Raw genomic sequence first — 25,084 nt, forward strand, 5'->3', positions numbered from 1 at the left:
CGTGCGGAAATGGAAAGGTTAATTGACATCAGAGGTGAGCCGGGTAAGCGACAGTGCTACCCGGCAATACGGTGCGTTATGCGCGATCGACCGTAAACGCGATCACTTCGCCCAGCTGTTCTGCGCCCAGCGCCAGCATCACCAGACGATCAACGCCCAGCGCCACGCCGGAGCAGTCCGGTAGACCCGCCTTCAATGCTTCCAGCAGATGGGTATCAATCGGCTGCTGCGGCAGACCACGTGCCGCGCGCTTGCGGTTATCCTGCTCAAAACGCTGCTGCTGTTCGCGTGCGTCGGTCAGTTCGTGGAAGCCGTTCGCCAGCTCGATACCTTTGTAATAGACCTCAAAACGCTCCGCCACGCGGTGATCTTCGGTGCTGATCTGCGCCAGCGAAGCCTGGCTTGCCGGGAAGTGATATACAAACGTCGGCCGGTCTTTGCCAATTTGCGGCTCAACGCCAAAGGTGAAGAGCAGTTGCAGCAGCGTGTCGCGGTCTTCTTCGGTATCTGCCACGTTGCTCAGATCCAGTTTTGCCGCCACTTCGCGCAGCTGCGCTTTATCCGCAGAAAGCGGATCAATTTCCAGGTAACGCTGGAAAACCTGCTGATAAGAGAGCGTTTCCGCTTCTGAGCACTCCAGCACCTGCTGCAGCAGATCGTCCACCTCGTTCATCAGGCGGTACATATCATAATGCGGACGGTACCACTCCAGCATGGTGAATTCCGGATTGTGGTGACGCCCCATCTCTTCATTACGGAAACTGCGGCACAGCTGATAGACCGGGCCACACCCTGCCGCCAGCAGGCGTTTCATGTGGTATTCCGGGCTGGTCATCAGATACAAATTCATGCCCTGTGAGTGGCCAGGACCAACAAAACGGGTTTCAAACGGGACCAGATGAATATCCGTTACCGTTGCCTGACTCATGCACGGGGTTTCCACCTCAAGGACGCCGCGGTCGGCAAAGAAGCGGCGGATCTCCGCCATAATTGCAGCGCGTTTTAGCAAGTTGGGGATGGATGCGCTCGGCTGCCAGGTGGCCGTTTCGCTCATGAGTTTTTCTCCGATTTCAGACAAGGGCACGAAGTCTACTCGTTACCAGGGACGGAGACAAATTTTGCGCAGTAAAAAAGCGCATTTCATTTAGGTGAACAATTGCGCGACGAAATTCATTACTCACCGCGATAAATCGCCGCACAGAACAGCAAAAAAATCGAACACGTCAAATTTCCCTGACATCCACGCGGTTATACTGCTTTACCCATAAAGGAGCAGTGGAAACGCTTTCGCAATCGTCCTTTTGGACGGGTGAACTACCTTTAGTTTATCGCGTTGCGAAATAACAAAAATCTGGAGGAATGTCGTGCAAACTTTTCAAGCCGATCTTGCCGTTATAGGCGCTGGCGGGGCTGGATTACGTGCTGCGATTGCTGCAGCACAAGCTAATCCCAACGCTAAAATCGCATTGATTTCAAAAGTCTATCCGATGCGCAGCCATACGGTTGCCGCAGAAGGAGGATCCGCCGCCGTTGCGCAGGATCATGACAGCTTCGAATACCATTTCCACGACACGGTTGCAGGGGGCGACTGGCTTTGCGAGCAGGATGTCGTTGACTACTTTGTACACCATTGTCCTACGGAGATGACCCAGCTTGAACAGTGGGGATGTCCGTGGAGCCGTCGTCCGGACGGCAGCGTCAACGTTCGCCGCTTCGGCGGGATGAAGATCGAACGTACCTGGTTCGCCGCCGATAAAACCGGCTTCCACATGTTGCACACCCTGTTCCAGACCTCCCTTCAGTTCCCACAGATTCAGCGCTTTGACGAACATTTCGTCCTCGACATTCTGGTTGATGACGGTCAGGCGCGCGGTCTGGTGGCGATGAACATGATGGAAGGCAGCCTCGTCCAGATCCGCGCCAACGCGGTGGTCATGGCTACCGGCGGTGCGGGGCGTGTTTACCGCTACAACACCAACGGCGGTATCGTCACCGGTGACGGCATGGGCATGGCGCTCAGCCACGGCGTGCCGCTGCGGGATATGGAGTTCGTGCAGTATCACCCTACTGGCCTGCCGGGCTCCGGCATTCTGATGACGGAAGGCTGCCGTGGTGAAGGCGGGATCCTGGTCAATAAAAATGGCTATCGCTATCTGCAGGATTATGGCATGGGCCCGGAAACCCCGCTCGGCGAGCCGAAAAACAAATACATGGAACTGGGCCCGCGCGACAAAGTATCTCAGGCCTTCTGGCACGAGTGGCGCAAAGGCAACACCATCTCCACGCCACGCGGCGATGTGGTCTACCTCGACCTGCGTCATCTTGGCGAGAAGAAACTGCTGGAACGTCTGCCGTTCATTTGCGAACTGGCAAAAGCCTACGTTGGCGTCGATCCGGTGAAAGAGCCGATTCCGGTACGTCCAACGGCCCACTACACCATGGGCGGTATCGAAACCGATCAGCAGTGCGAAACCCGCATTAAAGGGCTATTTGCCGTGGGCGAGTGCTCTTCTGTCGGCCTGCACGGTGCCAACCGTCTGGGGTCAAACTCACTGGCGGAGCTGGTGGTCTTTGGCCGCATGGCGGGCGAACGCGCGATGGAGCGTGCTGCCACCGCGGGCGAGGCGAACAGCGCGGCGCTGGATGCCCAGGTCGTTGACGTCGAAAAACGGCTGAAAAACCTGGTGAACCAGGAAGGAAATGAAAACTGGTCGAAAATCCGCGACGAGATGGGCCTGTCGATGGAAGAAGGCTGCGGTATCTACCGTACCCCTGAGCTGATGCAAAAAACCGTGGATAAGCTGGCTGAGCTGCAGGAGCGCTTCAAGCGCGTGCGCATTACCGATACCTCCAGCGTGTTCAACACAGACCTGCTCTATACCATCGAGCTGGGTCACGGCCTGAACGTGGCGGAATGTATGGCGCACTCTGCGCTGGCACGTAAAGAGTCACGCGGCGCGCATCAGCGTCTTGATGAAGGCTGCACCGAACGTGATGACGTCAATTTCCTGAAACACACTCTCGCCTGGCGCGATGCGGATGGCACCACCCGTCTGGACTACAGCGACGTGAAAATCACGACGTTGCCACCGGCTAAACGCGTGTATGGCGCAGAAGCAGAAGCCGCCGAGAAGAAGGAGAAGGCGAATGGCTGAGATGCAGAAACTGAAAATCGAAGTGGTGCGCTACAATCCGGAAGTGGACACTGCACCGCACAGCGCATTCTATGAAGTCCCTTATGACGAGCAAACCTCTCTGCTGGATGCGCTCGGCTATATCAAAGATAACCTTGCGCCGGACCTGAGCTACCGCTGGTCGTGCCGTATGGCAATCTGCGGCTCCTGCGGCATGATGGTCAACAAGGTGCCGAAACTGGCCTGTAAAACTTTCCTGCGTGAATACACCAAAGGCATCAAAGTAGAAGCGTTGGGTAACTTCCCGATTGAACGCGATCTGGTGGTCGATATGACTCACTTTATCGAAAGTCTGGAAGCGATTAAGCCGTACATCATCGGCAATCCACGTACGCCGGATCAGGGGACGAACACCCAGACGCCAGCTCAGATGGCGAAATACCATCAGTTCTCCGGCTGCATCAACTGTGGTCTGTGCTACGCCGCGTGTCCACAGTTTGGCCTGAATCCAGAGTTTATTGGCCCCGCGGCCATTACCCTGGCGCACCGCTATAACGAGGACAGCCGCGACCACGGTAAAAAAGAACGTATGGCGCAGCTTAACAGCCAGAACGGCGTCTGGAGCTGTACTTTTGTGGGCTACTGCTCCGAAGTCTGTCCGAAGCACGTCGACCCGGCCGCCGCTATTCAGCAGGGTAAAGTGGAAAGCTCGAAAGACTTTCTTATCGCCACCCTGAAACCACGCTAAGGAGTGCATAATGACGACTAAACGCAAAGCCTACGTGCGGCCAATGCCGTCCACCTGGTGGAAGAAACTGCCGTTTTATCGCTTCTATATGCTGCGTGAAGGCACCGCGGTGCCGACGGTCTGGTTCAGCCTGGAGCTGATGTATGGCGTTTATGCCCTCAAACATGGCCCTGAAACCTGGGCCAGCTTTGTCGGCTTCCTGCAAAACCCCATCATCGTGATCCTGAACCTGATTGTGCTCGCGGCAGCGCTGCTTCATACCAAAACCTGGTTTGAACTGGCGCCAAAAGCGGCGAACATCATCATTAAAGACGAGAAAATGGGGCCAGAGCCGGTCATTAAAGGGCTATGGGGCGTGACGATCCTCGTCACTGTGGTCATTCTGTTTGTCGCACTGTTCTGGTAAGGAGACTACTGTGATTAATCCAAATCCAAAACGTTCTGACGAGCCGGTCTTCTGGGGACTGTTTGGCGCAGGGGGGATGTGGAGCGCCATCATCGCGCCGGTCATCATCCTGCTGGTCGGTATTATGCTGCCACTGGGGCTGTTTCCGGGCGATGCGCTGGGTTACGAGCGAGTACTGGCCTTTGCCAGCAGCTTTATTGGCCGTGTGTTCATCTTCCTGATGATCGTCCTGCCGCTGTGGTGTGGCCTGCACCGTATTCACCACGCGATGCATGACCTGAAAATCCATGTCCCGAGCGGGAAATGGGTGTTCTACGGCCTGGCAACCATCCTGACGGTGGTTACGCTGATTGCCGTGGTTACTATCTGATACATCAGGCCCGCTCCCCGGCGGGCCTGTCATTTCTGCATTTTCCCCACCAGCCACTGCGCAAACTCACGCATTGCAGGGGTTTCTGTCCGTGACTGCAATCGGGTTAACCAGTAACTGCCCAGCTCAATCTGTGTCGCAAACGGCTGAATGATACGTTCGCTGTTCAGCAGATGAGTGAACATACCCACAGGTGCGATAGCAATTCCCACGCCGGCCTGCGCGGCTTCCAGCATGGTAACGGATGAATCAAACACCATCACCCGATGCGTTGGTGACGGCGGGAGTTCGCCCGCGGCCTGCATCCACGCCGACCATTCGTCGCGTCGGTAGGAGCGCAGCAGCGTAAACTTCAGCATGTCCGCCGGTGCTTGTAGCCCGACGGCGATTTCAGGTGTGCACAGCGGAGCCAGCGGCGCAGAACACAGAAACGTCGCTTCAGTGCCATGCCACGCCCCTCCACCGTAGCGGATCGTGTAATCCAGCCCTTCGGCGGCCGGATCGACGCGATTATTATGGGTCGAAAGATGCAGATCGATATGCGGATAGCGGCGACGGAAATCATCCAGCTGCGCGAATAACACCCCGGTCGCAAAAGTCCCCACCACGCCAATTTTAAGCTTCTCCAGCGCGCGATGACTGGCAAAGCGATCCAGCATGCCGGCGATACGATCAAACGAATCGTTCAGCACCGGCAGCAGATTCTCGCCCTCTGTCGTCAGCATCAATCCGCGCGAAACCCGGACAAACAGCTGACAGTTCAGATGTTGTTCCAGCGTCTTAACGTGCTGACTGATGGCTGAATGGGTGACATTCAGCTCAATGGCAGCATTAGTAAAACTGAGGTGCCTTGCAGCGGCTTCGAAGGCACGAAGCGAATTAAGCGGTAAATAGCTGCGTGTCATCGACCCATCCGTTAGAAAAATTAACAGCTAATGCTAAATTTAACCGTTTGTCAGCCACAGTCAAATCCAACAGACTGGGTATGTCTGACGGGCCCGGACACTCCCTTGACTCGCTATTACGGAAGATAACTGATGATGAAAAAATCCCTGTGCTGCGCCCTGCTGCTCAGCACCTCCTGCGCTGCATTAGCCGCACCTCTGTCAGAAACACAGCTGGCGAAGGTCGTGGAACGTACCGTTACGCCCCTGATGAAAGCGCAGTCTATTCCGGGTATGGCGGTCGCCGTGATCTATCAGGGCCAGCCGCACTACTTCACCTTCGGCAAGGCCGATGTCGCCGCGAACACACCCGTCACTGCACAAACGCTGTTTGAGCTGGGCTCAATCAGCAAAACTTTCACCGGCGTTCTGGGTGGCGATGCTATTGCTCGCGGTGAAATTTCGCTGGGCGATCCGGTGACCAAATACTGGCCTGAGCTGACCGGCAAACAGTGGCAGGGCGTTCGCATGCTGGACCTGGCAACCTATACTGCCGGTGGCCTGCCGTTACAGGTGCCCGATGAGGTTACCGATAATGCCTCGCTGCTGCGTTTTTACCAGTCCTGGCAACCACAGTGGGCGCCAGGCACCACGCGTCTTTATGCGAATGCCAGCATCGGTCTGTTTGGGGCTCTGGCGGTGAAACCTTCTGGCATGCGCTTTGAGCAGGCCATGACGGAGCGGGTCCTGAAGCCGCTTAACCTGAACCATACGTGGATAAACGTTCCGAAGTCAGAAGAACAGCATTACGCCTGGGGTTATCGTGACGGTAAAGCGGTTCACGTTTCCCCGGGCATGCTCGACGCCGAAGCGTATGGCGTGAAAACCAACGTGAAGGATATGGCGAGCTGGGTGGTGGCTAACATGGCCCCCGATGGCGTACAGGATACCTCACTGAAGCAGGGCATGGTGCTTGCACAGTCTCGCTACTGGCGCACAGGCTCGATGTACCAGGGCCTGGGCTGGGAGATGCTCAACTGGCCGGTAGAAGCCAAAACCGTGGTGGAGGGCAGCGACAACAAAGTAGCGCTTGCACCGTTGCCCGTGGCAGAAGTGAACCCTCCTGCACCACCGGTAAAAGCGTCATGGGTACATAAAACAGGCTCGACGGGCGGATTTGGCAGCTACGTGGCATTTATCCCTGAGAAGGAACTCGGCATTGTTATGCTGGCGAACAAGAGCTACCCGAACCCGGCGCGCGTGGAAGCGGCATACCGTATTCTGAGCGCTCTGCAGTAACATCTTGCCGGGTGATGCTGATGCTCACCCGGCCTGCAAAATTCCCGCATTTTCCTTGCTGTCATCTACACTTAACAAAAAACAGTAAGGAAACTCCTATGCGCATTTTGCCTGTTATCGCCGCAGTGACAGCCGCGTTTTTAGTGGTTGCCTGCAGCTCCCCGACTCCCCCTCCCGGCGTCACCGTTGTCAGCAATTTCGACGCACAACGTTTTCTTGGAACATGGTATGAAATCGCGCGCCTTGACCACCGTTTTGAACGGGGTTTAGAGAAGGTCACGGCAAATTACAGCCCGATGGATGACGGCGGTATTCAGGTTATCAACCGGGGCTATAATCCGGACCGGGAGATGTGGCAGCAGTCGATTGGACAAGCGTACTTTACCGGCGACCCGCGACGGGCCGCGCTCAAAGTTTCCTTCTTCGGCCCGTTCTATGGCGGATATAACGTGATAGCGCTCGACAGAGAGTACCGTCACGCGCTGGTCTGCGGGCCGGATCGCAACTATCTGTGGATCCTCTCTCGCACCCCAACCCTTTCACCTGAGATGAAACAGCAGATGCTGGACGTCGCGACCCGGCAAGGGTTTGATGTGTCGAAACTCATCTGGGTAGAACAACCCCATTAATGGGTGCTGAGCTTCAACCCAATAATACCGGCCACAATCAGGGCGAGGCTGGCGATACGCGCCAGACTCGCTGACTCACCCAACAGCAGGATCCCCGTGATGGCCGCCCCCACGGCGCCAATTCCCGTCCAGACGGCATACGCTGTCCCCACCGGTAAAGAACGCATCGCACACGAGAGCAAAACGATACTCACAATCATCGCGGTGATGGTAATGACGCTGGGTGTCAGGCGGGTAAAACCGTGGGTGTACTTCAGACCTATCGCCCATACCACTTCGAGCAGGCCAGCAATAACAAGAATGATCCAGGACATTTCAGGCTCCTTAACTTAAATGCAAGTTGGGGCCGTCCCCGATGAAGGAAGCGCTTACGGGTCGTCCCGCAAGGCAAAGATTACACCTCATATTTTGGTTAGCGTGCGATTTTTTTTCAATCCTTTTGTGCTGAACATGTTAAGGCAAGAAATAGCCGCAGTATGCCGCGCAGTTCAGGCATTTATCACTCATCCGACTTCTCTATGATGATGTGCTTTCTGATGGCAGGAAGCCAAACCACTAGCCGACTGCGAATATAATATGTTCAAAATTCTTTTGATTGACCGTTGTCACTTCACCCGCACCGGGTTTGAAGCATGGCTCAATCATTCCGGTTTATTTCCGGAAAACGTCGTTGTGACCGGCCTGAATAATCTTTTCCTCGCCAGAGAGCACATTCTGCAATGGAAACCGACGCTGGTTATTGCTGACCTGCATGGGTTCAGACAGGATGTACATCCCTTTCAGTCCCTCTCATCTTTGCTGAACGCCAGCGAAAGAGTGCCCTTTATTTTGCTGCAATCGGGTGAGGATAGTGAAATGACCGCCTGGCTGAAGCAATTCCCGGTCTGGTCATCGCTGTTGAAAAATGCCCGTCTTGAACAACTGGGGACAGTTATCCACGACGCACTCATTTCGCACGCGAACAGTGAAAAGCCAAAGGTAACCGCGCCTTTGCTGACGCGCCAGGAGGAGAAAGTGCTGACGTTGTGGATGGAGGGTGCCAGCAATCAGAAAATTGCGGCTCACCTGAGTATTAACGGTAAAACGGTCTATACCTATAAACGGAATATCCGCATGAAATTGCATATGGATACGCGTTATTCACCGTTTTTATCCCTGCAGGAATCAGAAAGCTGACGGTACGAAACCCGTCTGGTTCCGTACCGTTTATTCAATTACTGCTGTGCTTTACTTGCCGCACCAGAGATTGCACTACCACCTTCAGAAATATCCTGACCAACGCCACGCGTGGTATTACAGGCTGTTAATACTGAAGAAAGTACCAGGACTGAAAAGATCGCTGCAATTGTCTTCTTAACCATAATATCTTCCTTTTATAGCCAAAGTTGTTTTGTGTATAGCAACTTAAGAATAGACAATATCCCGTCGTTTGACGGAAAAGGACGCATTTTTAGGAAAATTAGACGGGGTTAGCTGGCCGCGTGAGAAATGATATGGCCGAGATCCTGGATATCTTCCCCCATTCCACGCGTGGTGTTACAGCCGGAAAGCAACGCGCTGGACAGCGCTAACAGAAGCAGAATTTTAACGGTACGGTTCATCATCCCTGCCTGCAAAAAACAGGCGCAGCGGGCGCTGCGCCTTCAGTCTTGACGTAAATTACTTCACGCGAGATACGTATTCGCCGGAGCGGGTATCTACTTTGATCACTTCACCAGTCTGTACGAACAGTGGAACTTTAACCACTGCACCGGTGGACAGGGTAGCTGGCTTGCCGCCAGTACCTGCGGTATCACCTTTCAGACCTGGGTCGGTTTCAACGATTTCCAGCTCTACGAAGTTTGGTGGGGTAACAGCGATAGGCTGGCCGTTCCACAGGGTCACGATGCACTCAGCCTGGTCCAGCAGCCATTTTTCGCTATCGCCAATCGCTTTAGCATCCGCAGACAGCTGCTCGAACGTTTCGTTGTTCATGAAGTGCCAGAACTCACCGTCGTTGTACAGGTAAGTCAGGTTCATATCGACAACATCAGCGCCTTCAGCGGAGTCAGTAGACTTGAAGGTTTTCTCAACACGGGTACCGGTCAGCAGGCGACGCAGCTTAACGCGCGCGAATGCCTGGCCTTTACCTGGTTTAACGAATTCGCTGGCTTCAACCGCGTACGGTTCGCCGTCCATCATGATTTTAAGACCAGCACGAAAATCGTTGCTATAGTACGTTGCCATAAGGCCCTCTAAATTTGTTAACTGGTAGCTAAGCCACAAAATGGCGCATATTGTAACCCTAAACACCCCGTCCAGAGAAGATTGGTTATCGCAACTTGCCGATGTAATCACCAGTCCTGATGAATTGCTGCGTCTGTTAGACCTCGATCAGCACCCAGAGTTGCTTGCAGGCCGCGAGGCTAAGCGACTTTTTGCCCTGCGTGTTCCCCGCGCGTTTGTTGCCCGTATGGAGAAAGGAAACCCTGACGATCCATTATTAAAACAAACGCTTACTGCGCAGGAAGAGTTTATATCGGCGCCAGGATACAGCACCGATCCTCTGGAAGAGCAGAACAGTGTGGTACCGGGTTTACTGCACAAATATCTCAACCGTGCTCTTCTGCTGGTGAAAGGCGGTTGCGCGGTAAACTGCCGTTATTGTTTCCGTCGCCACTTCCCGTATGCCGAAAATCAGGGTAATAAACGCAACTGGCAGGTCGCCCTGGACTATATCGCCGCCCATCCGGAACTGGATGAGATCATTTTTTCAGGTGGCGATCCGCTGATGGCAAAAGATCATGAGCTGGACTGGCTGTTGACCCAGCTTGAAGCCATTCCACACATCAAGCGTTTGCGCATCCACAGCCGTTTACCGATTGTTATTCCGGCACGCATCACGGACGGTCTGGTCGCTCGCCTTGAGCAGTCTCGTTTACAGGTTCTGCTGGTGAACCATATCAACCATGCGAATGAAATCGATGAGGCATTCCGTGCGGCGATGGCGCGTCTGCGTAAAGCGGGTGTGACGCTGTTGAACCAGAGCGTGTTGCTACGCGGTGTGAATGATAATGCCCGGGTTCTGGCGGAGCTCAGTAATGCGTTATTCGATGCGGGCGTAATGCCCTACTACCTGCACGTACTGGATCGTGTGCAAGGCGCGGCGCATTTCATGGTCACGGATGAAGAGGCCCGGCAGATTATGCGCGAACTGTTAACGCTGGTTTCAGGCTATATGGTGCCGAAGCTGGCGCGAGAGATTGGCGGTGAGCCGAGTAAGACGCCGCTGGATTTGCAACTGCGGCAACAATAATGGCAGGTGGCGCTACGCTTATCCGCCCGGCGGGGTTGGGCGCAGCGCCATCAGCAATGTAGATCAGTTAGGGCACTTATAGACCTGGCCATTCATCTGGCTGGCCGTTGGCACGAAGCTGGACAACATCCCTTGCGACGGGCTGCTCACACCGTAAATCACGTTGCCACCCATCTCTGCAGCCTGGTTACGCAGCGCGTTAGCGGCACCGCGCATAGATCCACCTTCTTCACCGTGCTGACCCGACATCCAGTTGCTTTGCTCACCGGTTGCCGTGCCTAAAAACTGGCACTCGTTACCCGGCTTATCTTCAACAAAGCGAACGCCCTGACCTGCAGCAGACAGCTCATTGCTGGAGCTACAACCCGCCAGCAGCAATGCTGCTCCTACGATCCCTGCACAGACTTTTACGCGCATGTTATTCCTCGTTTTCAATAAGCTGGACAGCAGATGTTGTCCGTGTGTAAACCTTATACTAAAAAGATGACCAAAAGAAAAACCCCCGAGCATTTCTGCCCGGGGGTTTTTCTCATTCTAAGCGGTAAAGCGCACGATTACATCATGCCGCCCATACCACCCATGCCGCCCATACCCGCAGCACCTAAGTCAGGTGCGTCGCCTTTAGGCATGTCGGTCACCATGCACTCGGTAGTGATCATCAGACCCGCTACAGAGGCCGCGTACTGCAGTGCAGAACGGGTCACTTTGGTTGGATCCAGGATACCGAAGTCGATCATGTTGCCGTATTCTTCAGTTGCAGCGTTGTAACCGTAGTTACCTTCGCCCGCTTTCACCATGTTCGCAACCACGGACGGCTCTTCACCGGCGTTGGAAACGATCTGACGCAGTGGTGCTTCCATTGCGCGCAGCGCAACTTTGATACCCACGTTCTGATCTTCGTTCTGAGCAGTCAGGCCAGCCAGTTTAGCGGCAACACGCACCAGCGCGACACCACCACCAGCTACCACGCCTTCTTCTACTGCTGCACGGGTCGCGTGCAGAGCATCGTCAACGCGTGCTTTCTTCTCTTTCATTTCAACTTCAGTTGCCGCGCCCACTTTGATTACTGCCACGCCGCCTGCCAGTTTCGCTACGCGCTCCTGCAGTTTTTCACGGTCGTAATCAGAGGTTGCTTCTTCAATCTGCTTACGGATCTGAGCAACACGGCCCTGAATAGCCGCTTCTTCACCCACGCCATCGATGATGGTGGTGGTGTCTTTGTTGATCACAACGCGTTTAGCCTGGCCCAGGTCTTCCAGGGTCGCTTTTTCCAGCTCCATACCGATCTCTTCAGAGATTACGGTACCGCCAGTCAGGGTAGCGATATCCTGCAGCATCGCTTTACGGCGGTCGCCGAAGCCAGGTGCTTTAACCGCAGCCACTTTCACGATGCCACGCATGGTGTTAACCACCAGGGTCGCCAGTGCTTCACCTTCAACGTCTTCAGCAATGATAACCAGCGGCTTGCCTGCTTTCGCAACGGCTTCCAGCACTGGCAGCATTTCACGGATGTTGGAGATTTTCTTGTCAGCCAGCAGGATGAATGGGCTTTCCAGCTCAACAGCGCCCGTTTCTGGCTTGTTGATGAAGTATGGGGACAGGTAACCGCGGTCGAACTGCATACCTTCAACCACGTCCAGTTCGTCTTCCAGACCGGTACCGTCTTCAACGGTGATCACGCCTTCTTTACCGACTTTGTCCATCGCTTCCGCGATCAGTTTACCTACGGTTTCGTCGGAGTTAGCGGAGATAGTACCAACCTGAGCAATCGCTTTAGAGTCGGAGCATGGAACGGACAGCGCTTTCAGCTCTTCAACCGCCGCAGTAACCGCTTTGTCGATACCGCGCTTCAGATCCATTGGGTTCATACCCGCAGCAACGGCTTTCAGACCTTCGGTGATGATAGCCTGTGCCAGTACGGTTGCGGTGGTGGTACCGTCGCCTGCAGCGTCATTCGCTTTAGAGGCAACTTCTTTCACCATCTGCGCACCCATGTTTTCGAACTTGTCTTCCAGCTCGATTTCACGTGCTACAGAAACACCGTCTTTCGTGATGGTTGGCGCGCCGAAGGATTTATCCAGCACTACGTTACGGCCTTTCGGGCCCAGGGTCACTTTAACTGCATCTGCCAGTACGTTTACGCCGCGGAGCATTTTTACACGAGCGTCGTTACCGAATTTTACGTCTTTAGCTGCCATGTTCTTATTTCCTCAAATTCTCGTGCGTAAAATTACGCTTCAACAATTGCCAGAATGTCGCTTTCGGACATGATCAACACTTCTTCATTGTCGATCTTCTCGGATTTCACGCCGTAGCCATCGTTGAAAATTACGATGTCACCAACTTTAACGTCCAGTGGCTGCACAGTTCCGTTTTCCAGAATGCGGCCCTTACCGACAGCGATGATTTCGCCACGCGTTGATTTTGCTGCTGCAGAACCAGTCAGAACGATGCCGCCAGCAGACTTGGTTTCAACTTCTTTACGTTTGACGATCACACGATCATGTAACGGACGAATACTCATTGATAGCTCTCCTTTGAGAAAGTCATTATCAGTTATGGATGACGCCGGTCCGCACGCGGTTTTCCGACTAGTGCCCTGAGAGATGGGGATAGCTTTTTCCCCCTTCAAGGGGCAGACGAAAAAAAATTTGCGAAAGTGTTACCATCGCCTCTCTTTTGATCGTGGCAGGGCGATGTCAATGAGTGGACTAAAACAGGAGTTGGGACTGGCGCAGGGCGTGGGTCTGCTGTCGACCTCCTTGTTAGGTACGGGTGTGTTTGCGGTACCCGCGCTGGCAGCTCTGGTGGCCGGCAATAATAGCCTGTGGGCGTGGCCAGTGCTGATTGTGCTGGTGTTTCCGGTCGCGGTCGTGTTTGCCATCCTCGGACGGCATTTCCCCAGCGCGGGCGGCGTAGCGCACTTTGTCGGTATGGCGTTTGGTCCGCGACTGGAGCGGGTCACCGGCTGGCTGTTTCTTTCTGTTATTCCGGTCGGTCTACCGGCAGCGTTGCATATCGCGACCGGTTTTGGCCAGGCGCTGTTTGGCTGGCATAACGAGCAACTGCTGCTGGCCGAGCTGGGTACGCTGGCCATCGTCTGGTGGGTCGGCTCACGGGGTGCCAGCTCGAGTGCCAACCTGCAAACCGTCGTTGCAATACTGATTGTGGCCCTCATTGTCGCCATCTGGTGGAAAGGGGATATTACGCTGAAGGAGATCCCCTTCCCCGCGGTAAGTGACGTCAACCATTCGCAGCTGTTCGCTGCGCTGTCGGTAATGTTCTGGTGTTTTGTCGGGCTGGAGGCGTTCGCCCATCTGGCCTCTGAGTTTAAACAACCGGAACGGGATTTCCCGCGCGCCCTGATGATTGGCCTGCTGTTAGCAGGTACCGTTTACTGGGCCTGTACCGTGCTGGTACTGCATTTCAACGCGTTCGCCGCGGATAAAGCGGCCGCTGCCTCGCTGCCGGGCATTGTGGTGCAACTGTTTGGTCTGAAAGCGCTGTGGGTCGCCTGTGTTATTGGCTATCTGGCCTGTTTTGCCAGCCTCAATATCTACATCCAGAGCTTTGCGCGTCTGGTATGGTCACAGGCGCTTGGTAGACCAGAGAGCCGCCTTGCGCGCCTGTCTAAACGTCAGCTGCCGTTGAATGCGCTTAATACCGTGCTGGGCTGCTGCGTCTTGAGTTCGCTATGTATTTACGGGCTGAATATCAATCTTGATGCCCTGATCGTGTACGCCAACGGGATTTTCATCATGATCTACCTGCTGTGCATGCTGGCGGGTTGTCGTCTGCTGAAAGGTCGCTATAAAGCGCTGGCAGTGGTTGGTGGCGTGCTTTGCCTGCTGTTGCTGGCGATGGTGGGGTGGAAAAGCCTGTATGCGATTAGCATGCTGGCGGGGCTGTGGCTGTTTTTACCGAAACGCGGCACCCTGTAAAACAAAGCCCGGTAGCGATTCGCTTACCGGGCCTGGCCTCTTTTACCGATCGTCTTTATGGTCTAAACGGTCGCGCTGTTCATCTTTACGCTGATACTCCCCTTCGAAAGTATCACCCGGCCCTGTGCTGAATCCACCGCCCGGCATACGGCTAAAACGCAGATGCGGCAGTAGCTTCATGGTCAGGTGTTTTTGCACCGGCGGCAGAAGCAGCAGCAGGCCGAGGAAGTCAGTGAAGAATCCCGGCAGGATCAGCAGCAGGCCAGCAATAATCAGCGAGACGCTTTTGATCATCTCTGCGGCCGGGCTTTCGCCTGCGGCCATCTTCTGCTGCATTATCAGGAAATTTTTGAAACCCTGATTACGCACCAGCGACATGCCGATCACCGAAGTGAAAATCACCAGAATCAGCGTTAACAGGACACCCAGTACATGGGCGACCTGGATAAAAATTGAAATCTCGATGTAAACATAGAGAAAGAAAGCAATAAATGGTACCCAGCGCACTGGCATCTCCTGTGTGGCAGGTGCCCTCAGGCCCCTGTCTGAATGTGTTCGCGAAACGCGTCTGTAAGAAATGGTGACGGTTAGCCAAAATTCAATCGGTTTGCACGGATATTTTTTCTGGAAATTTTAAAGCGGTGACTCATTTCACAGATTAATAATTATCATGGAATCGGGTCGATAATAAGTGATCCAGATTACGGCAATTCGCTATCATCAGCATATGATCTCGAACATCTGGCTGATTGAGGGAATAATCGTCGGTCAGAAAATATTCAAAACCACATAAATACTGTGTGTTTAGTACAATCCATCGGCAGCTTGAAAAGAAGGTTCACATGTTAAACAACATTCGTATCGAAGAAGACTTGTTGGGTACCAGGGAAGTTCCAGCGGATGCCTACTATGGTGTTCACACTCTGAGAGCGATTGAAAACTTCTACATCAGCAACAACAAAATCAGCGACATCCCTGAATTTGTACGTGGCATGGTGATGGTGAAAAAAGCCGCAGCACTGGCCAATAAAGAGCTGCAAACCATTCCGAAAAGCGCGGCAAATGCGATTATCGCTGCCTGCGATGAAGTGCTGAACAACGGCAAATGCATGGATCAGTTCCCGGTCGATGTCTATCAGGGCGGCGCGGGCACCTCCGTCAACATGAACACCAACGAAGTACTGGCAAACATCGGCCTGGAGCTGATGGGTCATCAGAAAGGTGAATACCAGTATCTGAATCCGAACGACCACGTTAATAAATGTCAGTCCACTAACGACGCCTACCCAACCGGCTTCCGTATCGCGGTGTATGCCTCCGTGGTGAAACTGGTGGACGCCATTAATCAGCTGGGTGATGGCTTCCAGCGCAAAGCCGTTGAGTTCCAGGACATCCTGAAAATGGGTCGTACCCAGCTGCAGGACGCGGTTCCGATGACCCTCGGTCAGGAATTCCACGCGTTTAACGTGCTGCTTAACGAAGAAACTAAAAACCTGCTGCGCACCTCCGAGCTGCTGCTGGAAGTGAACCTGGGCGCAACCGCCATCGGCACGCGTCTGAATACGCCGGACGGTTACCAGCAGCTGGCGGTACAGAAGCTGGCTGAAGTCTCTAACCTGCCGGTTGTGCCTGCAGAAGATCTGATTGAAGCCACCTCCGACTGCGGCGCGTACGTTATGGTTCACAGCGCCCTGAAACGTCTGGCGGTGAAACTCTCCAAAATCTGTAATGACCTGCGCCTGCTCTCTTCCGGTCCACGCGCTGGCCTGAATGAAATCAACCTGCCAGAGCTGCAGGCCGGTTCGTCCATCATGCCGGCGAAAGTGAACCCGGTAGTGCCAGAAGTGGTAAACCAGGTCTGCTTTAAAGTCATCGGTAACGATACAACCGTGACCATGGCCTCTGAAGCCGGTCAGCTGCAGCTGAACGTCATGGAGCCGGTCATCGGCCAGGCAATGTTTGAATCCATCCACATTCTGACCAACGCCTGCTACAACCTGCTGGAGAAATGCGTTAACGGCATCACCGCAAACAAAGAAGTTTGTGAAGGGTATGTCTATAACTCCATCGGCATCGTCACCTACCTCAACCCGTTCATCGGCCACCATAACGGCGACATCGTCGGTAAGATTTGCGCCGAAACAGGTAAGAGCGTGCGTGAAGTCGTTCTGGAGCGTGGACTGTTGACCGAAGCCGAGCTGGACGATATCTTCTCGGCCCAGAACCTGATGCACCCGGCATACAAAGCGAAACGATATACCGATGAAAGCGAACAGTAGCAGTTCAGGCTAGGCTTCCTTAAGGCACGTCACTTGTGACGTGCCTTTTTTCTTTATAGGCGTTACTAAAATACAACAATTCAATATCAACTTGTTAATAAGCAAGGCAGGTCCTTATGTTTGGAGCAGAACTCGTCATCGTCCTGTTGGCGATTTATTTGGGAGCAAGACTCGGGGGTATCGGCATTGGTTTTGCCGGCGGTCTCGGGGTGCTCGTACTTACCCTTATCTTTCAGATTAAACCCGGCGCAATCCCTTTTGACGTTATCGAAATCATCATGGCGGTTATTGCCGCTATCGCAGCCATGCAGGTGGCAGGCGGTATGGACTACCTGGTGAGCCTGGCGGAGCGTATGTTACGCCGCCATCCAAAATACATTACCTTCCTTGCCCCGCTGGTGACGTGGTTTATGACCATTCTCGCCGGTACTGGCCACACCGCCTTCTCCACGCTGCCGGTCATTACCGAAGTGGCGAAAGAGCAGGGCATCCGTCCGTCTCGTCCACTCTCGATCGCCGTGGTCGCGTCCCAGATTGCGATTACCGCATCACCTATCTCCGCTGCGGTGGTCTTCTTCGCCGGTATCCTTGAGCCTATGGGCGTGAGTTACCTGACGCTGCTGGCCATCTGTATTCCGGTGACGCTGATTGCAGTGATGATCACCGCCGTGCTGTGTAACTTCCTCGGCGCCGAACTGAAAGACGATCCGGTTTATCAGGAGCGTCTGGCAAAAGGTGAAGTGAAACTGCGTGGTAGCCAGGTCTTCGAACTGAAGCCGCATGCAAAACGCTCCGTCTTGCTGTTCCTGATCGGTATCGTTGCGGTCATGTTCTACGCAACCGCCATCAGTGACACCGTGGGTCTGATCCAGAACCCGGTCCTGCCGCGTAACGAAGCGATTGTGGTATTCATGCTGACTATCGCCACGCTGATCAGCATCACCTGTAAAATCGACACCAGCGAAGTGCTCAACGCCAGCACCTTTAAATCCGGTATAAGCGCCTGCGTGTGTGTACTGGGTGTGGCCTGGCTTGGTGATACCTTCGTGAAAGCTCACATCAGCGATATCCAGACCGTTGCGGGCGACCTGCTGCACAACTATCCGTGGCTCCTGGCTGTGGTGCTGTTCTTTGCAGCAACCCTGCTTTACTCTCAGGCGGCCACCACCAAAGCCCTGATGCCTGCGGCGCTGATGCTGGGTGTTACCCCGCTGACGGCTATTGCCTCGTTTGCTGCCGTTTCTGCACTGTTCGTTTTACCCACCTACCCAACCCTGCTGGCGGCGGTTGAGATGGATGACACTGGCTCGACTCGCATCGGTAAGTACGTATTTAACCATGCGTTCCTGATCCCGGGCGTGGTGGCTATCTCGCTGTGCGTGATCCTCGGCTTTATCATTGGCGGCATCGTGCTGTAAACAATGATGGGTTGTAAAAATAGTTAAAAACGGGCCGCTCTGCGGCCCGTTTCATTAATGACCAATAGCCTTGCGTGATATAGTGAAGACTTTCGTGATGAGGAGGTCGACTTGTGAACACGCCTGATGCTGTTGTTGTCCTTTGTACCGCCCCTGATGAAGCCTCTGCCCAGGATCTCGCCGCCAAAGTGCTGGCCGAAAAACTGGCAGCCTGCGTGACGCTCCTTCCTGGCGCCACCTCCCTTTACTACTGGGAAGGTAAACTGGAACAGGAGTACGAAGTCCAGATGTTGCTCAAAACCAATCTGGCGAACCAGCAGGCACTCCTGGACTGCCTCAAATCTCATCATCCTTATCAAACCCCCGAACTGCTGGTATTGCCAGTGGTCCACGGCGACAACGATTATCTCTCATGGCTCAACGCTTCCTTACGCTGATCCTGCTGCTGTGCAGCACATCAGTTTTTGCCGGGTTATTTGACGCTCCCGGCCGTTCAAACGTTATTTCTGCCGACCAGGCATTTGTTTTCGATTTTCAACAAGACCAGCATGACCTGAATCTTACCTGGCAGATAAAAGAGGGGTATTACCTCTATCGCAAGCAGGTCAGCATCACGCCTGCTCAGGCAAAGGTAGGCCCACTTCAGATGCCTGCGGGCGAGTGGCATGAAGACGAGTTTTTCGGCAAAAGTGAAATCTATCGCCAGCGGTTAAGCGTGCCCGTGGCGGTCAATCAGGCCGATAAAGGCGCCACCGTGACCGTCACGTATCAGGGCTGTGCTGATGCAGGCTTTTGCTATCCGCCGGAAACTAAAGTCATTCCGCTGAGCGAAGTTAAAGCGGCCGACAGTATGCCTGCGCCTCACGCAGATGAGAGCACCGGGGTGAAGGGCGACGGTCACACAGCGCTGCCCTTCTCCGCCTTGTGGGCTTTACTGATTGGTATCGGCATCGCCTTCACGCCGTGCGTGCTGCCCATGTATCCGCTTATCTCCGGAATTGTCCTTGGCGGTAAGCAACGCCTTTCAACCGCACGCGCCCTGCTGCTGGCCTTTATCTACGTGCAGGGTATGGCGTTGACCTACACCACACTGGGCCTCGTGGTTGCTGCTGCCGGACTGCAGTTCCAGGCTGCACTTCAGCACCCTTATGTGCTGGCTGGCCTGTCGATCGTATTTATTCTGCTGGCGCTGTCGATGTTTGGTTTGTTCACCCTACAGCTGCCGTCCGCGTTGCAGACTCGCTTAACGCTGATGAGTAACCGTCAGCAGGGTGGCTCCCCGGGCGGCGTGTTCGTGATGGGTGCCATCGCCGGGTTGATTTGCTCACCGTGCACTACCGCGCCACTGAGCGCGATCCTGCTGTATATTGCCCAGAGCGGTAACATGTGGCTCGGCGGTGGTACGTTGTATCTCTACGCGCTGGGAATGGGTCTGCCATTGATTCTGGTAACGGTATTTGGCAACCGTCTGCTGCCCAAGAGCGGCCCGTGGATGGAGACGGTGAAAACCGCGTTTGGTTTTGTCATTCTGGCGCTGCCGGTGTTCTTGCTCGAGCGTATTATCGGCGACGTCTGGGGGATGCGCCTGTGGGCAATGCTCGGTGTTGCTTTCTTCTGTTGGGCGTTTATCACAAGCCTGGCAGCGAAAAAGCCGTGGATGCGTCTTGTGCAAATCCTCCTGCTCGCCGCCGCGCTGGTGAGCGTACGGCCACTGCAGGACTGGGCATTTGGCACACCCGCGGGACAAACGCAGGCGCATTTGAACTTCATCCAGATAAAGAACGTGGATGAACTCAACAGCGCACTGGCGCAGGCGAAAGGCAAACCGGTCATGCTGGATCTGTATGCGGACTGGTGTGTCGCCTGTAAAGAATTCGAAAAGTACACGTTTAGCGATCCGCAGGTGCAAGGTGCGCTGAAAGAGACGGTTCTGCTCCAGGCAAACGTCACCGCCAACAGTACAGCGGATAAGGCACTGCTGAAGCAACTTAACGTGCTGGGTCTGCCAACCATTCTGTTCTTCAACGAACAGGGCCAGGAGCAGCCTGCACAGCGTGTAACCGGGTTTATGGACGCGACGGCATTCAGCGCGCATTTGCGCAATCGCCAACCGTAAACAACACTTGAAACGGGACAAACCGTTGGGAATAACGGAGGAGATAACCGTGCAACGCGAAGACGTACTGGGACAAGCCCTGCAATTACTTGAGATTCAAGGGATCGCCAGCACCACGCTTGAGATGGTAGCCGACCGTATTGATTATCCTCTGGATGAACTCATGCGCTTCTGGCCGGATAAAGAGGCGCTGCTTTACGATGCCCTGCGTTATCTCAGCCAGCAGGTTGATGTCTGGCGCAGGCAGCTGATGTTAAATGAAGAACTGACTGCAGAGCAAAAGTTGCTGGCGCGTTATACCGCCCTGAGCGAATGCGTAAGCAACAACCGTTATCCGGGTTGCCTGTTTATTGCCGCCTGCACCTTCTACCCTGACCCCGGCCATCCTATCCATCAACTGGCGGATCAGCAAAAGCGGGCGGCGCATGATTTCACGCACGAACTGCTGACCACGCTCGAAGTGGATGACCCGGCGATGGTCGCTAAGCAGATGGAGCTGGTATTGGAAGGTTGCCTGAGCCGCATGCTGGTAAACCGTAGCCAGGCCGATGTGGATACAGCACACCGTCTGGCCGAAGATATCCTGCGTTTTGCGCAGTGTCGTATGGGTGGTGCGCTGACGTAATCTGTCTGAAGAATTTGACCTGTTCGGCGCGTAAACCGTCAAATTGCCGCAAAGTTAAGCAGTTGAACGGCTTTTCCCGAAATAGTGTTGACGATCAGGCGCGATTGCGGTTTAATGCGCTCCGTTGCCCGGATAGCTCAGTCGGTAGAGCAGGGGATTGAAAATCCCCGTGTCCTTGGTTCGATTCCGAGTCCGGGCACCACTATTTAAAGAACCCAGCCTATGGCTGGGTTTTTGCTTTTCTGCGTCTGATAAACTCTCCTGTAACCACTCTCCGGTCACATTCTCGTAAACCTGTTCCTGCAGTATTTCATGGCACTTAAAGTGGCCCTGTGCACGCTAAATTCCGTACTGATATGAAGTGGTTGGGGAATCCTGAAGAGAGATGATGGGGTTTGGGGTTACCGTATCGTGGCTTCACCTTGTCTGGCGGTACTATTTTGGGTGTTCAGATGTGTATTTCGGCCCCAAAGCAAAAAACCCCGCACCATACGGTACGGGGTTCTTTTAATTGATGCCTGGCAGTTCCCTACTCTCGCATGGGGAGACCCCACACTACCATCGGCGCTACGGCGTTTCACTTCTGAGTTCGGCATGGGGTCAGGTGGGACCACCGCGCTAAAGCCGCCAGGCAAATTCTGTAATCTGTATCAGCTGAAAATCGTCTCTCATCGCCAAAACATCTTCGGCGTTGTAAGGTTAAGCCTCACGGTTCATTAGTATCGGTTAGCTCAACGCATCGCTGCGCTTACACACCCGACCTATCAACGTCGTAGTCTTCAACGTTCCTTCAGGAGACTTAAAGTCTCAGGGAGAACTCATCTCGGGGCAAGTTTCGTGCTTAGATGCTTTCAGCACTTATCTCTTCCGCATTTAGCTACCGGGCAGTGCCATTGGCATGACAACCCGAACACCAGTGATGCGTCCACTCCGGTCCTCTCGTACTAGGAGCAGCCCCCCTCAATTCTCCAGCGCCCACGGCAGATAGGGACCGAACTGTCTCACGACGTTCTAAACCCAGCTCGCGTACCACTTTAAATGGCGAACAGCCATACCCTTGGGACCTACTTCAGCCCCAGGATGTGATGAGCCGACATCGAGGTGCCAAACACCGCCGTCGATATGAACTCTTGGGCGGTATCAGCCTGTTATCCCCGGAGTACCTTTTATCCGTTGAGCGATGGCCCTTCCATTCAGAACCACCGGATCACTATGACCTGCTTTCGCACCTGCTCGAGCCGTCACTCTCGCAGTCAAGCTAGCTTATGCCATTGCACTAACCTCCTGATGTCCGACCAGGATTAGCTAACCTTCGTGCTCCTCCGTTACTCTTTGGGAGGAGACCGCCCCAGTCAAACTACCCACCAGACACTGTCCGCAACCCGGATCACGGGTCTACGTTAGAACACCAGCCATTAAAGGGTGGTATTTCAAGGTTGGCTCCACGCAGACTGGCGTCCACGCTTCAAAGCCTCCCACCTATCCTACACATCAAGGACCAGTGTTCAGTGTCAAGCTATAGTAAAGGTTCACGGGGTCTTTCCGTCTTGCCGCGGGTACACTGCATCTTCACAGCGAGTTCAATTTCACTGAGTCTCGGGTGGAGACAGCCTGGCCATCATTACGCCATTCGTGCAGGTCGGAACTTACCCGACAAGGAATTTCGCTACCTTAGGACCGTTATAGTTACGGCCGCCGTTTACCGGGGCTTCGATCAAGAGCTTCGCGTTACCGCTAACCCCATCAATTAACCTTCCGGCACCGGGCAGGCGTCACACCGTATACGTCCACTTTCGTGTTTGCACAGTGCTGTGTTTTTAATAAACAGTTGCAGCCAGCTGGTATCTTCGACTGATTTCAGCTCCACCCGCAGGGGCTTCACCTACATATCAGCGTGCCTTCTCCCGAAGTTACGGCACCATTTTGCCTAGTTCCTTCACCCGAGTTCTCTCAAGCGCCTTGGTATTCTCTACCTGACCACCTGTGTCGGTTTGGGGTACGATTTGATGTTACCTGATGCTTAGAGGCTTTTCCTGGAAGCAGGGCATTTGTTACTTCAGCACCGTAGTGCCTCGTCATCACACCTCAGCGTTAATAAGGAACCGGATTTACCTGGAACCTCCGCCTACATGCTTAAACCGGGACAACCGTCGCCCGGCTAACATAGCCTTCTCCGTCCCCCCTTCGCAGTAACACCAAGTACAGGAATATTAACCTGTTTCCCATCGACTACGCCTTTCGGCCTCGCCTTAGGGGTCGACTCACCCTGCCCCGATTAACGTTGGACAGGAACCCTTGGTCTTCCGGCGAGCGGGCTTTTCACCCGCTTTATCGTTACTTATGTCAGCATTCGCACTTCTGATACCTCCAGCACCCCTCACAGGACACCTTCAACGGCTTACAGAACGCTCCCCTACCCAACAACGCATAAGCGTCGCTGCCGCAGCTTCGGTGCATGGTTTAGCCCCGTTACATCTTCCGCGCAGGCCGACTCGACCAGTGAGCTATTACGCTTTCTTTAAATGATGGCTGCTTCTAAGCCAACATCCTGGCTGTCTGTGCCTTCCCACATCGTTTCCCACTTAACCATGACTTTGGGACCTTAGCTGGCGGTCTGGGTTGTTTCCCTCTTCACGACGGACGTTAGCACCCGCCGTGTGTCTCCCGTGATAACATTCTTCGGTATTCGTAGTTTGCATCGGGTTGGTAAGCCGGGATGGCCCCCTAGCCGAAACAGTGCTCTACCCCCGAAGATGAGTTCACGAGGCGCTACCTAAATAGCTTTCGGGGAGAACCAGCTATCTCCCGGTTTGATTGGCCTTTCACCCCCAGCCACAAGTCATCCGCTAATTTTTCAACATTAGTCGGTTCGGTCCTCCAGTTAGTGTTACCCAACCTTCAACCTGCCCATGGCTAGATCACCGGGTTTCGGGTCTATACCCTGCAACTTAACGCCCAGTTAAGACTCGGTTTCCCTTCGGCTCCCCTATACGGTTAACCTTGCTACAGAATATAAGTCGCTGACCCATTATACAAAAGGTACGCAGTCACCCCATAAAAGAGGCTCCCACTGCTTGTACGTACACGGTTTCAGGTTCTTTTTCACTCCCCTCGCCGGGGTTCTTTTCGCCTTTCCCTCACGGTACTGGTTCACTATCGGTCAGTCAGGAGTATTTAGCCTTGGAGGATGGTCCCCCCATATTCAGACAGGATACCACGTGTCCCGCCCTACTCTTCGAGTTCACAGCCTGTGTGCTTTCGTGTACGGGACTTTCACCCTGTACCGTGCGACTTTCCAGACGCTTCCACTAACACACAAGCTGATTCAGACTCTGGGCTGCTCCCCGTTCGCTCGCCGCTACTGGGGGAATCTCGGTTGATTTCTTTTCCTCGGGGTACTTAGATGTTTCAGTTCCCCCGGTTCGCCTCGTTAACCTATGTATTCAGTTAACGATAGTGTGTCGGAACACACTGGGTTTCCCCATTCGGACATCGCCGGGTCAAAGGTTCATATCACCTCGCCGGCGCTTTTCGCAGATTAGCACGTCCTTCATCGCCTCTGACTGCCAGGGCATCCACCGTGTACGCTTAGTCGCTTAACCTCACAACCCGAAGATGTTTCTTTCGATTCATCACCGGCTTGCGAAAATTTGAGAGACTCGAACACACATAACATGTGTGTCGTTTCAATTTTCAGCTTGATCCAGATTTTTAAAGAGCAAATATCTCAAACGTCACCCGAAGATGAGTTTTGAGATATGTCGGCAGGTGACTTTCACTCACGAACCAGCAAGTGGCGTCCCCTAGGGGATTCGAACCCCTGTTACCGCCGTGAAAGGGCGGTGTCCTGGGCCTCTAGACGAAGGGGACACTGAAGTCTCAATCGCAAGACGCCTTGCTATTTACTTTTCATCAGACAATCTGTGTGAGCACTACAAAG

24 protein-coding genes, 2 tRNA genes and 2 rRNA genes are annotated in these 25,084 nt (G+C 54.1%); 15 read left to right on the top strand and 13 right to left on the bottom strand.

Annotated features, from left to right (window positions below; genetic code table 11):
• Positions 1 to 76: 76 nt before the first annotated feature.
• The gene (epmA, locus tag QE396_RS15045) at positions 77 to 1,054 is read right to left on the bottom strand and encodes an elongation factor P--(R)-beta-lysine ligase (protein WP_020882955.1); all 978 of its coding nucleotides are present in this window, start codon (positions 1,052 to 1,054) and stop codon (positions 77 to 79) included.
• Between the two features lie 310 nt (positions 1,055 to 1,364).
• Here epmA and frdA point away from each other — a divergent pair, with 310 nt between their 5' ends.
• From frdA to frdD, 4 genes are read left to right on the top strand one after another with little or no spacing between them, the layout of a single operon-like run.
• Positions 1,365 to 3,155 (top strand): fumarate reductase (quinol) flavoprotein subunit, encoded by a 1,791-nt coding sequence (frdA, locus tag QE396_RS15050; protein WP_047366502.1) that lies wholly within the window; start codon positions 1,365 to 1,367, stop codon positions 3,153 to 3,155.
• Entirely contained in the window at positions 3,148 to 3,882 is a 735-nt protein-coding gene (gene frdB / locus QE396_RS15055; RefSeq protein ID WP_020882957.1) for a fumarate reductase iron-sulfur protein, read from the top strand. The genes frdA and frdB overlap by 8 nt, the downstream gene beginning before the upstream one ends.
• Before the next feature lie 10 nt (positions 3,883 to 3,892).
• Positions 3,893 to 4,288, top strand: a complete 396-nt coding sequence (frdC, locus tag QE396_RS15060) for a fumarate reductase subunit FrdC (protein ID WP_020882958.1) — start codon at positions 3,893 to 3,895, stop codon at positions 4,286 to 4,288.
• A 10-nt stretch (positions 4,289 to 4,298) separates the two neighbouring features.
• Positions 4,299 to 4,658 carry a fumarate reductase subunit FrdD gene (gene frdD, locus QE396_RS15065; RefSeq protein WP_020882959.1) on the top strand — a complete coding sequence of 120 codons (360 nt, stop codon included), beginning with the start codon at positions 4,299 to 4,301 and terminating at the stop codon, positions 4,656 to 4,658.
• A gap of 29 nt (positions 4,659 to 4,687) precedes the next feature.
• Here the strand turns inward: frdD and ampR are convergent, their stop codons facing one another.
• Positions 4,688 to 5,563, bottom strand: a complete 876-nt coding sequence (gene ampR, locus QE396_RS15070; RefSeq protein ID WP_020882960.1) for a LysR family transcriptional regulator AmpR — start codon at positions 5,561 to 5,563, stop codon at positions 4,688 to 4,690.
• Between the two features lie 132 nt (positions 5,564 to 5,695).
• Here ampR and blaACT point away from each other — a divergent pair, with 132 nt between their 5' ends.
• Both blaACT and QE396_RS15080 read left to right on the top strand, forming a co-directional pair.
• Positions 5,696 to 6,841, top strand: coding sequence for an ACT family cephalosporin-hydrolyzing class C beta-lactamase (gene blaACT / locus QE396_RS15075; RefSeq protein WP_050737605.1), 1,146 nt, complete (start codon positions 5,696 to 5,698; stop codon positions 6,839 to 6,841).
• Positions 6,842 to 6,939: 98 nt separating this feature from the next.
• On the top strand, positions 6,940 to 7,470 hold the full coding sequence (locus tag QE396_RS15080) for a lipocalin family protein (RefSeq protein WP_014168292.1): 531 nt from the start codon (positions 6,940 to 6,942) through the stop codon (positions 7,468 to 7,470).
• Here QE396_RS15080 and sugE read toward each other — a convergent pair.
• Complete coding sequence (gene sugE / locus QE396_RS15085) at positions 7,467 to 7,784, bottom strand: quaternary ammonium compound efflux SMR transporter SugE (RefSeq protein WP_309951625.1); 318 nt, start codon at positions 7,782 to 7,784, stop codon at positions 7,467 to 7,469. The two genes, QE396_RS15080 and sugE, sit on opposite strands and share 4 nt — an antisense overlap.
• 262 nt (positions 7,785 to 8,046) lie before the next feature.
• On the opposite strand from sugE, the gene QE396_RS15090 reads away from it, so the two are divergent.
• A complete protein-coding gene (locus tag QE396_RS15090) occupies positions 8,047 to 8,646 on the top strand; it encodes a LuxR C-terminal-related transcriptional regulator (protein WP_014168290.1) in 600 nt (199 codons plus the stop codon).
• Between the two features lie 38 nt (positions 8,647 to 8,684).
• On the opposite strand, the gene ecnB is transcribed toward QE396_RS15090, so the two are convergent.
• The 3 genes from ecnB to efp form a co-directional block, all read right to left on the bottom strand.
• Positions 8,685 to 8,831, bottom strand: coding sequence for a lipoprotein toxin entericidin B (gene ecnB / locus QE396_RS15095; RefSeq protein WP_014168289.1), 147 nt, complete (start codon positions 8,829 to 8,831; stop codon positions 8,685 to 8,687).
• Positions 8,832 to 8,939: 108 nt separating this feature from the next.
• Positions 8,940 to 9,071: an entericidin A/B family lipoprotein gene (locus QE396_RS15100; protein ID WP_025206267.1), complete on the bottom strand. Its 132-nt coding sequence runs from the start codon at positions 9,069 to 9,071 to the stop codon at positions 8,940 to 8,942.
• A 58-nt stretch (positions 9,072 to 9,129) separates the two neighbouring features.
• Entirely contained in the window at positions 9,130 to 9,696 is a 567-nt protein-coding gene (gene efp, locus QE396_RS15105) for an elongation factor P (protein WP_014882207.1), read from the bottom strand.
• A gap of 40 nt (positions 9,697 to 9,736) precedes the next feature.
• Here efp and epmB point away from each other — a divergent pair, with 40 nt between their 5' ends.
• Positions 9,737 to 10,765: an EF-P beta-lysylation protein EpmB gene (epmB, locus tag QE396_RS15110; protein WP_047743130.1), complete on the top strand. Its 1,029-nt coding sequence runs from the start codon at positions 9,737 to 9,739 to the stop codon at positions 10,763 to 10,765.
• 63 nt (positions 10,766 to 10,828) lie between these two features.
• On the opposite strand, the gene QE396_RS15115 is transcribed toward epmB, so the two are convergent.
• From QE396_RS15115 to QE396_RS15125, 3 genes are all read right to left on the bottom strand, one after another.
• Positions 10,829 to 11,182: a DUF4156 domain-containing protein gene (locus tag QE396_RS15115; protein ID WP_020882965.1), complete on the bottom strand. Its 354-nt coding sequence runs from the start codon at positions 11,180 to 11,182 to the stop codon at positions 10,829 to 10,831.
• Positions 11,183 to 11,319: 137 nt separating this feature from the next.
• Positions 11,320 to 12,963: a chaperonin GroEL gene (gene groL / locus QE396_RS15120; protein ID WP_014168284.1), complete on the bottom strand. Its 1,644-nt coding sequence runs from the start codon at positions 12,961 to 12,963 to the stop codon at positions 11,320 to 11,322.
• 32 nt (positions 12,964 to 12,995) lie between these two features.
• Complete coding sequence (locus QE396_RS15125) at positions 12,996 to 13,289, bottom strand: co-chaperone GroES (RefSeq protein ID WP_003855929.1); 294 nt, start codon at positions 13,287 to 13,289, stop codon at positions 12,996 to 12,998.
• A gap of 178 nt (positions 13,290 to 13,467) precedes the next feature.
• Between QE396_RS15125 and yjeH the strand changes: the two genes are divergently transcribed.
• Positions 13,468 to 14,706: an L-methionine/branched-chain amino acid transporter gene (gene yjeH, locus QE396_RS15130; RefSeq protein WP_044867014.1), complete on the top strand. Its 1,239-nt coding sequence runs from the start codon at positions 13,468 to 13,470 to the stop codon at positions 14,704 to 14,706.
• Positions 14,707 to 14,748: 42 nt separating this feature from the next.
• Here yjeH and QE396_RS15135 read toward each other — a convergent pair whose 3' ends face one another.
• Positions 14,749 to 15,213, bottom strand: coding sequence for an FxsA family protein (locus tag QE396_RS15135; RefSeq protein WP_020882967.1), 465 nt, complete (start codon positions 15,211 to 15,213; stop codon positions 14,749 to 14,751).
• A 335-nt stretch (positions 15,214 to 15,548) separates the two neighbouring features.
• Between QE396_RS15135 and aspA the strand changes: the two genes are divergently transcribed.
• From aspA to QE396_RS15165, 6 genes are all read left to right on the top strand, one after another.
• Positions 15,549 to 16,985: an aspartate ammonia-lyase gene (gene aspA, locus QE396_RS15140; protein WP_020882968.1), complete on the top strand. Its 1,437-nt coding sequence runs from the start codon at positions 15,549 to 15,551 to the stop codon at positions 16,983 to 16,985.
• Between the two features lie 116 nt (positions 16,986 to 17,101).
• A complete protein-coding gene (locus QE396_RS15145; RefSeq protein WP_309951632.1) occupies positions 17,102 to 18,403 on the top strand; it encodes an anaerobic C4-dicarboxylate transporter in 1,302 nt (433 codons plus the stop codon).
• A 113-nt stretch (positions 18,404 to 18,516) separates the two neighbouring features.
• Positions 18,517 to 18,840, top strand: coding sequence for a divalent cation tolerance protein CutA (gene cutA / locus QE396_RS15150; RefSeq protein WP_014168278.1), 324 nt, complete (start codon positions 18,517 to 18,519; stop codon positions 18,838 to 18,840).
• A complete protein-coding gene (locus QE396_RS15155; RefSeq protein WP_309951635.1) occupies positions 18,816 to 20,519 on the top strand; it encodes a protein-disulfide reductase DsbD in 1,704 nt (567 codons plus the stop codon). The genes cutA and QE396_RS15155 overlap by 25 nt, the downstream gene beginning before the upstream one ends.
• A gap of 49 nt (positions 20,520 to 20,568) precedes the next feature.
• On the top strand, positions 20,569 to 21,144 hold the full coding sequence (locus tag QE396_RS15160; protein ID WP_020882970.1) for a transcriptional regulator: 576 nt from the start codon (positions 20,569 to 20,571) through the stop codon (positions 21,142 to 21,144).
• A gap of 126 nt (positions 21,145 to 21,270) precedes the next feature.
• Positions 21,271 to 21,346: transfer RNA gene (locus QE396_RS15165), tRNA-Phe, on the top strand.
• Positions 21,347 to 21,660: 314 nt separating this feature from the next.
• Here QE396_RS15165 and rrf read toward each other — a convergent pair.
• The 3 genes from rrf to QE396_RS15180 form a co-directional block, all read right to left on the bottom strand.
• Positions 21,661 to 21,776: ribosomal RNA gene (rrf, locus tag QE396_RS15170) — 5S ribosomal RNA — on the bottom strand.
• Positions 21,777 to 21,839: 63 nt separating this feature from the next.
• A 23S ribosomal RNA gene (locus tag QE396_RS15175) occupies positions 21,840 to 24,746 on the bottom strand.
• Positions 24,747 to 24,938: 192 nt separating this feature from the next.
• Positions 24,939 to 25,014, bottom strand: a tRNA-Glu gene (locus QE396_RS15180).
• Positions 25,015 to 25,084 lie beyond the last annotated feature (70 nt).

The organism is Enterobacter sp. SORGH_AS_0287 (assembly GCF_031453695.1).
In the GTDB taxonomy this organism is placed as follows: domain Bacteria; phylum Pseudomonadota; class Gammaproteobacteria; order Enterobacterales; family Enterobacteriaceae; genus Enterobacter; species Enterobacter ludwigii.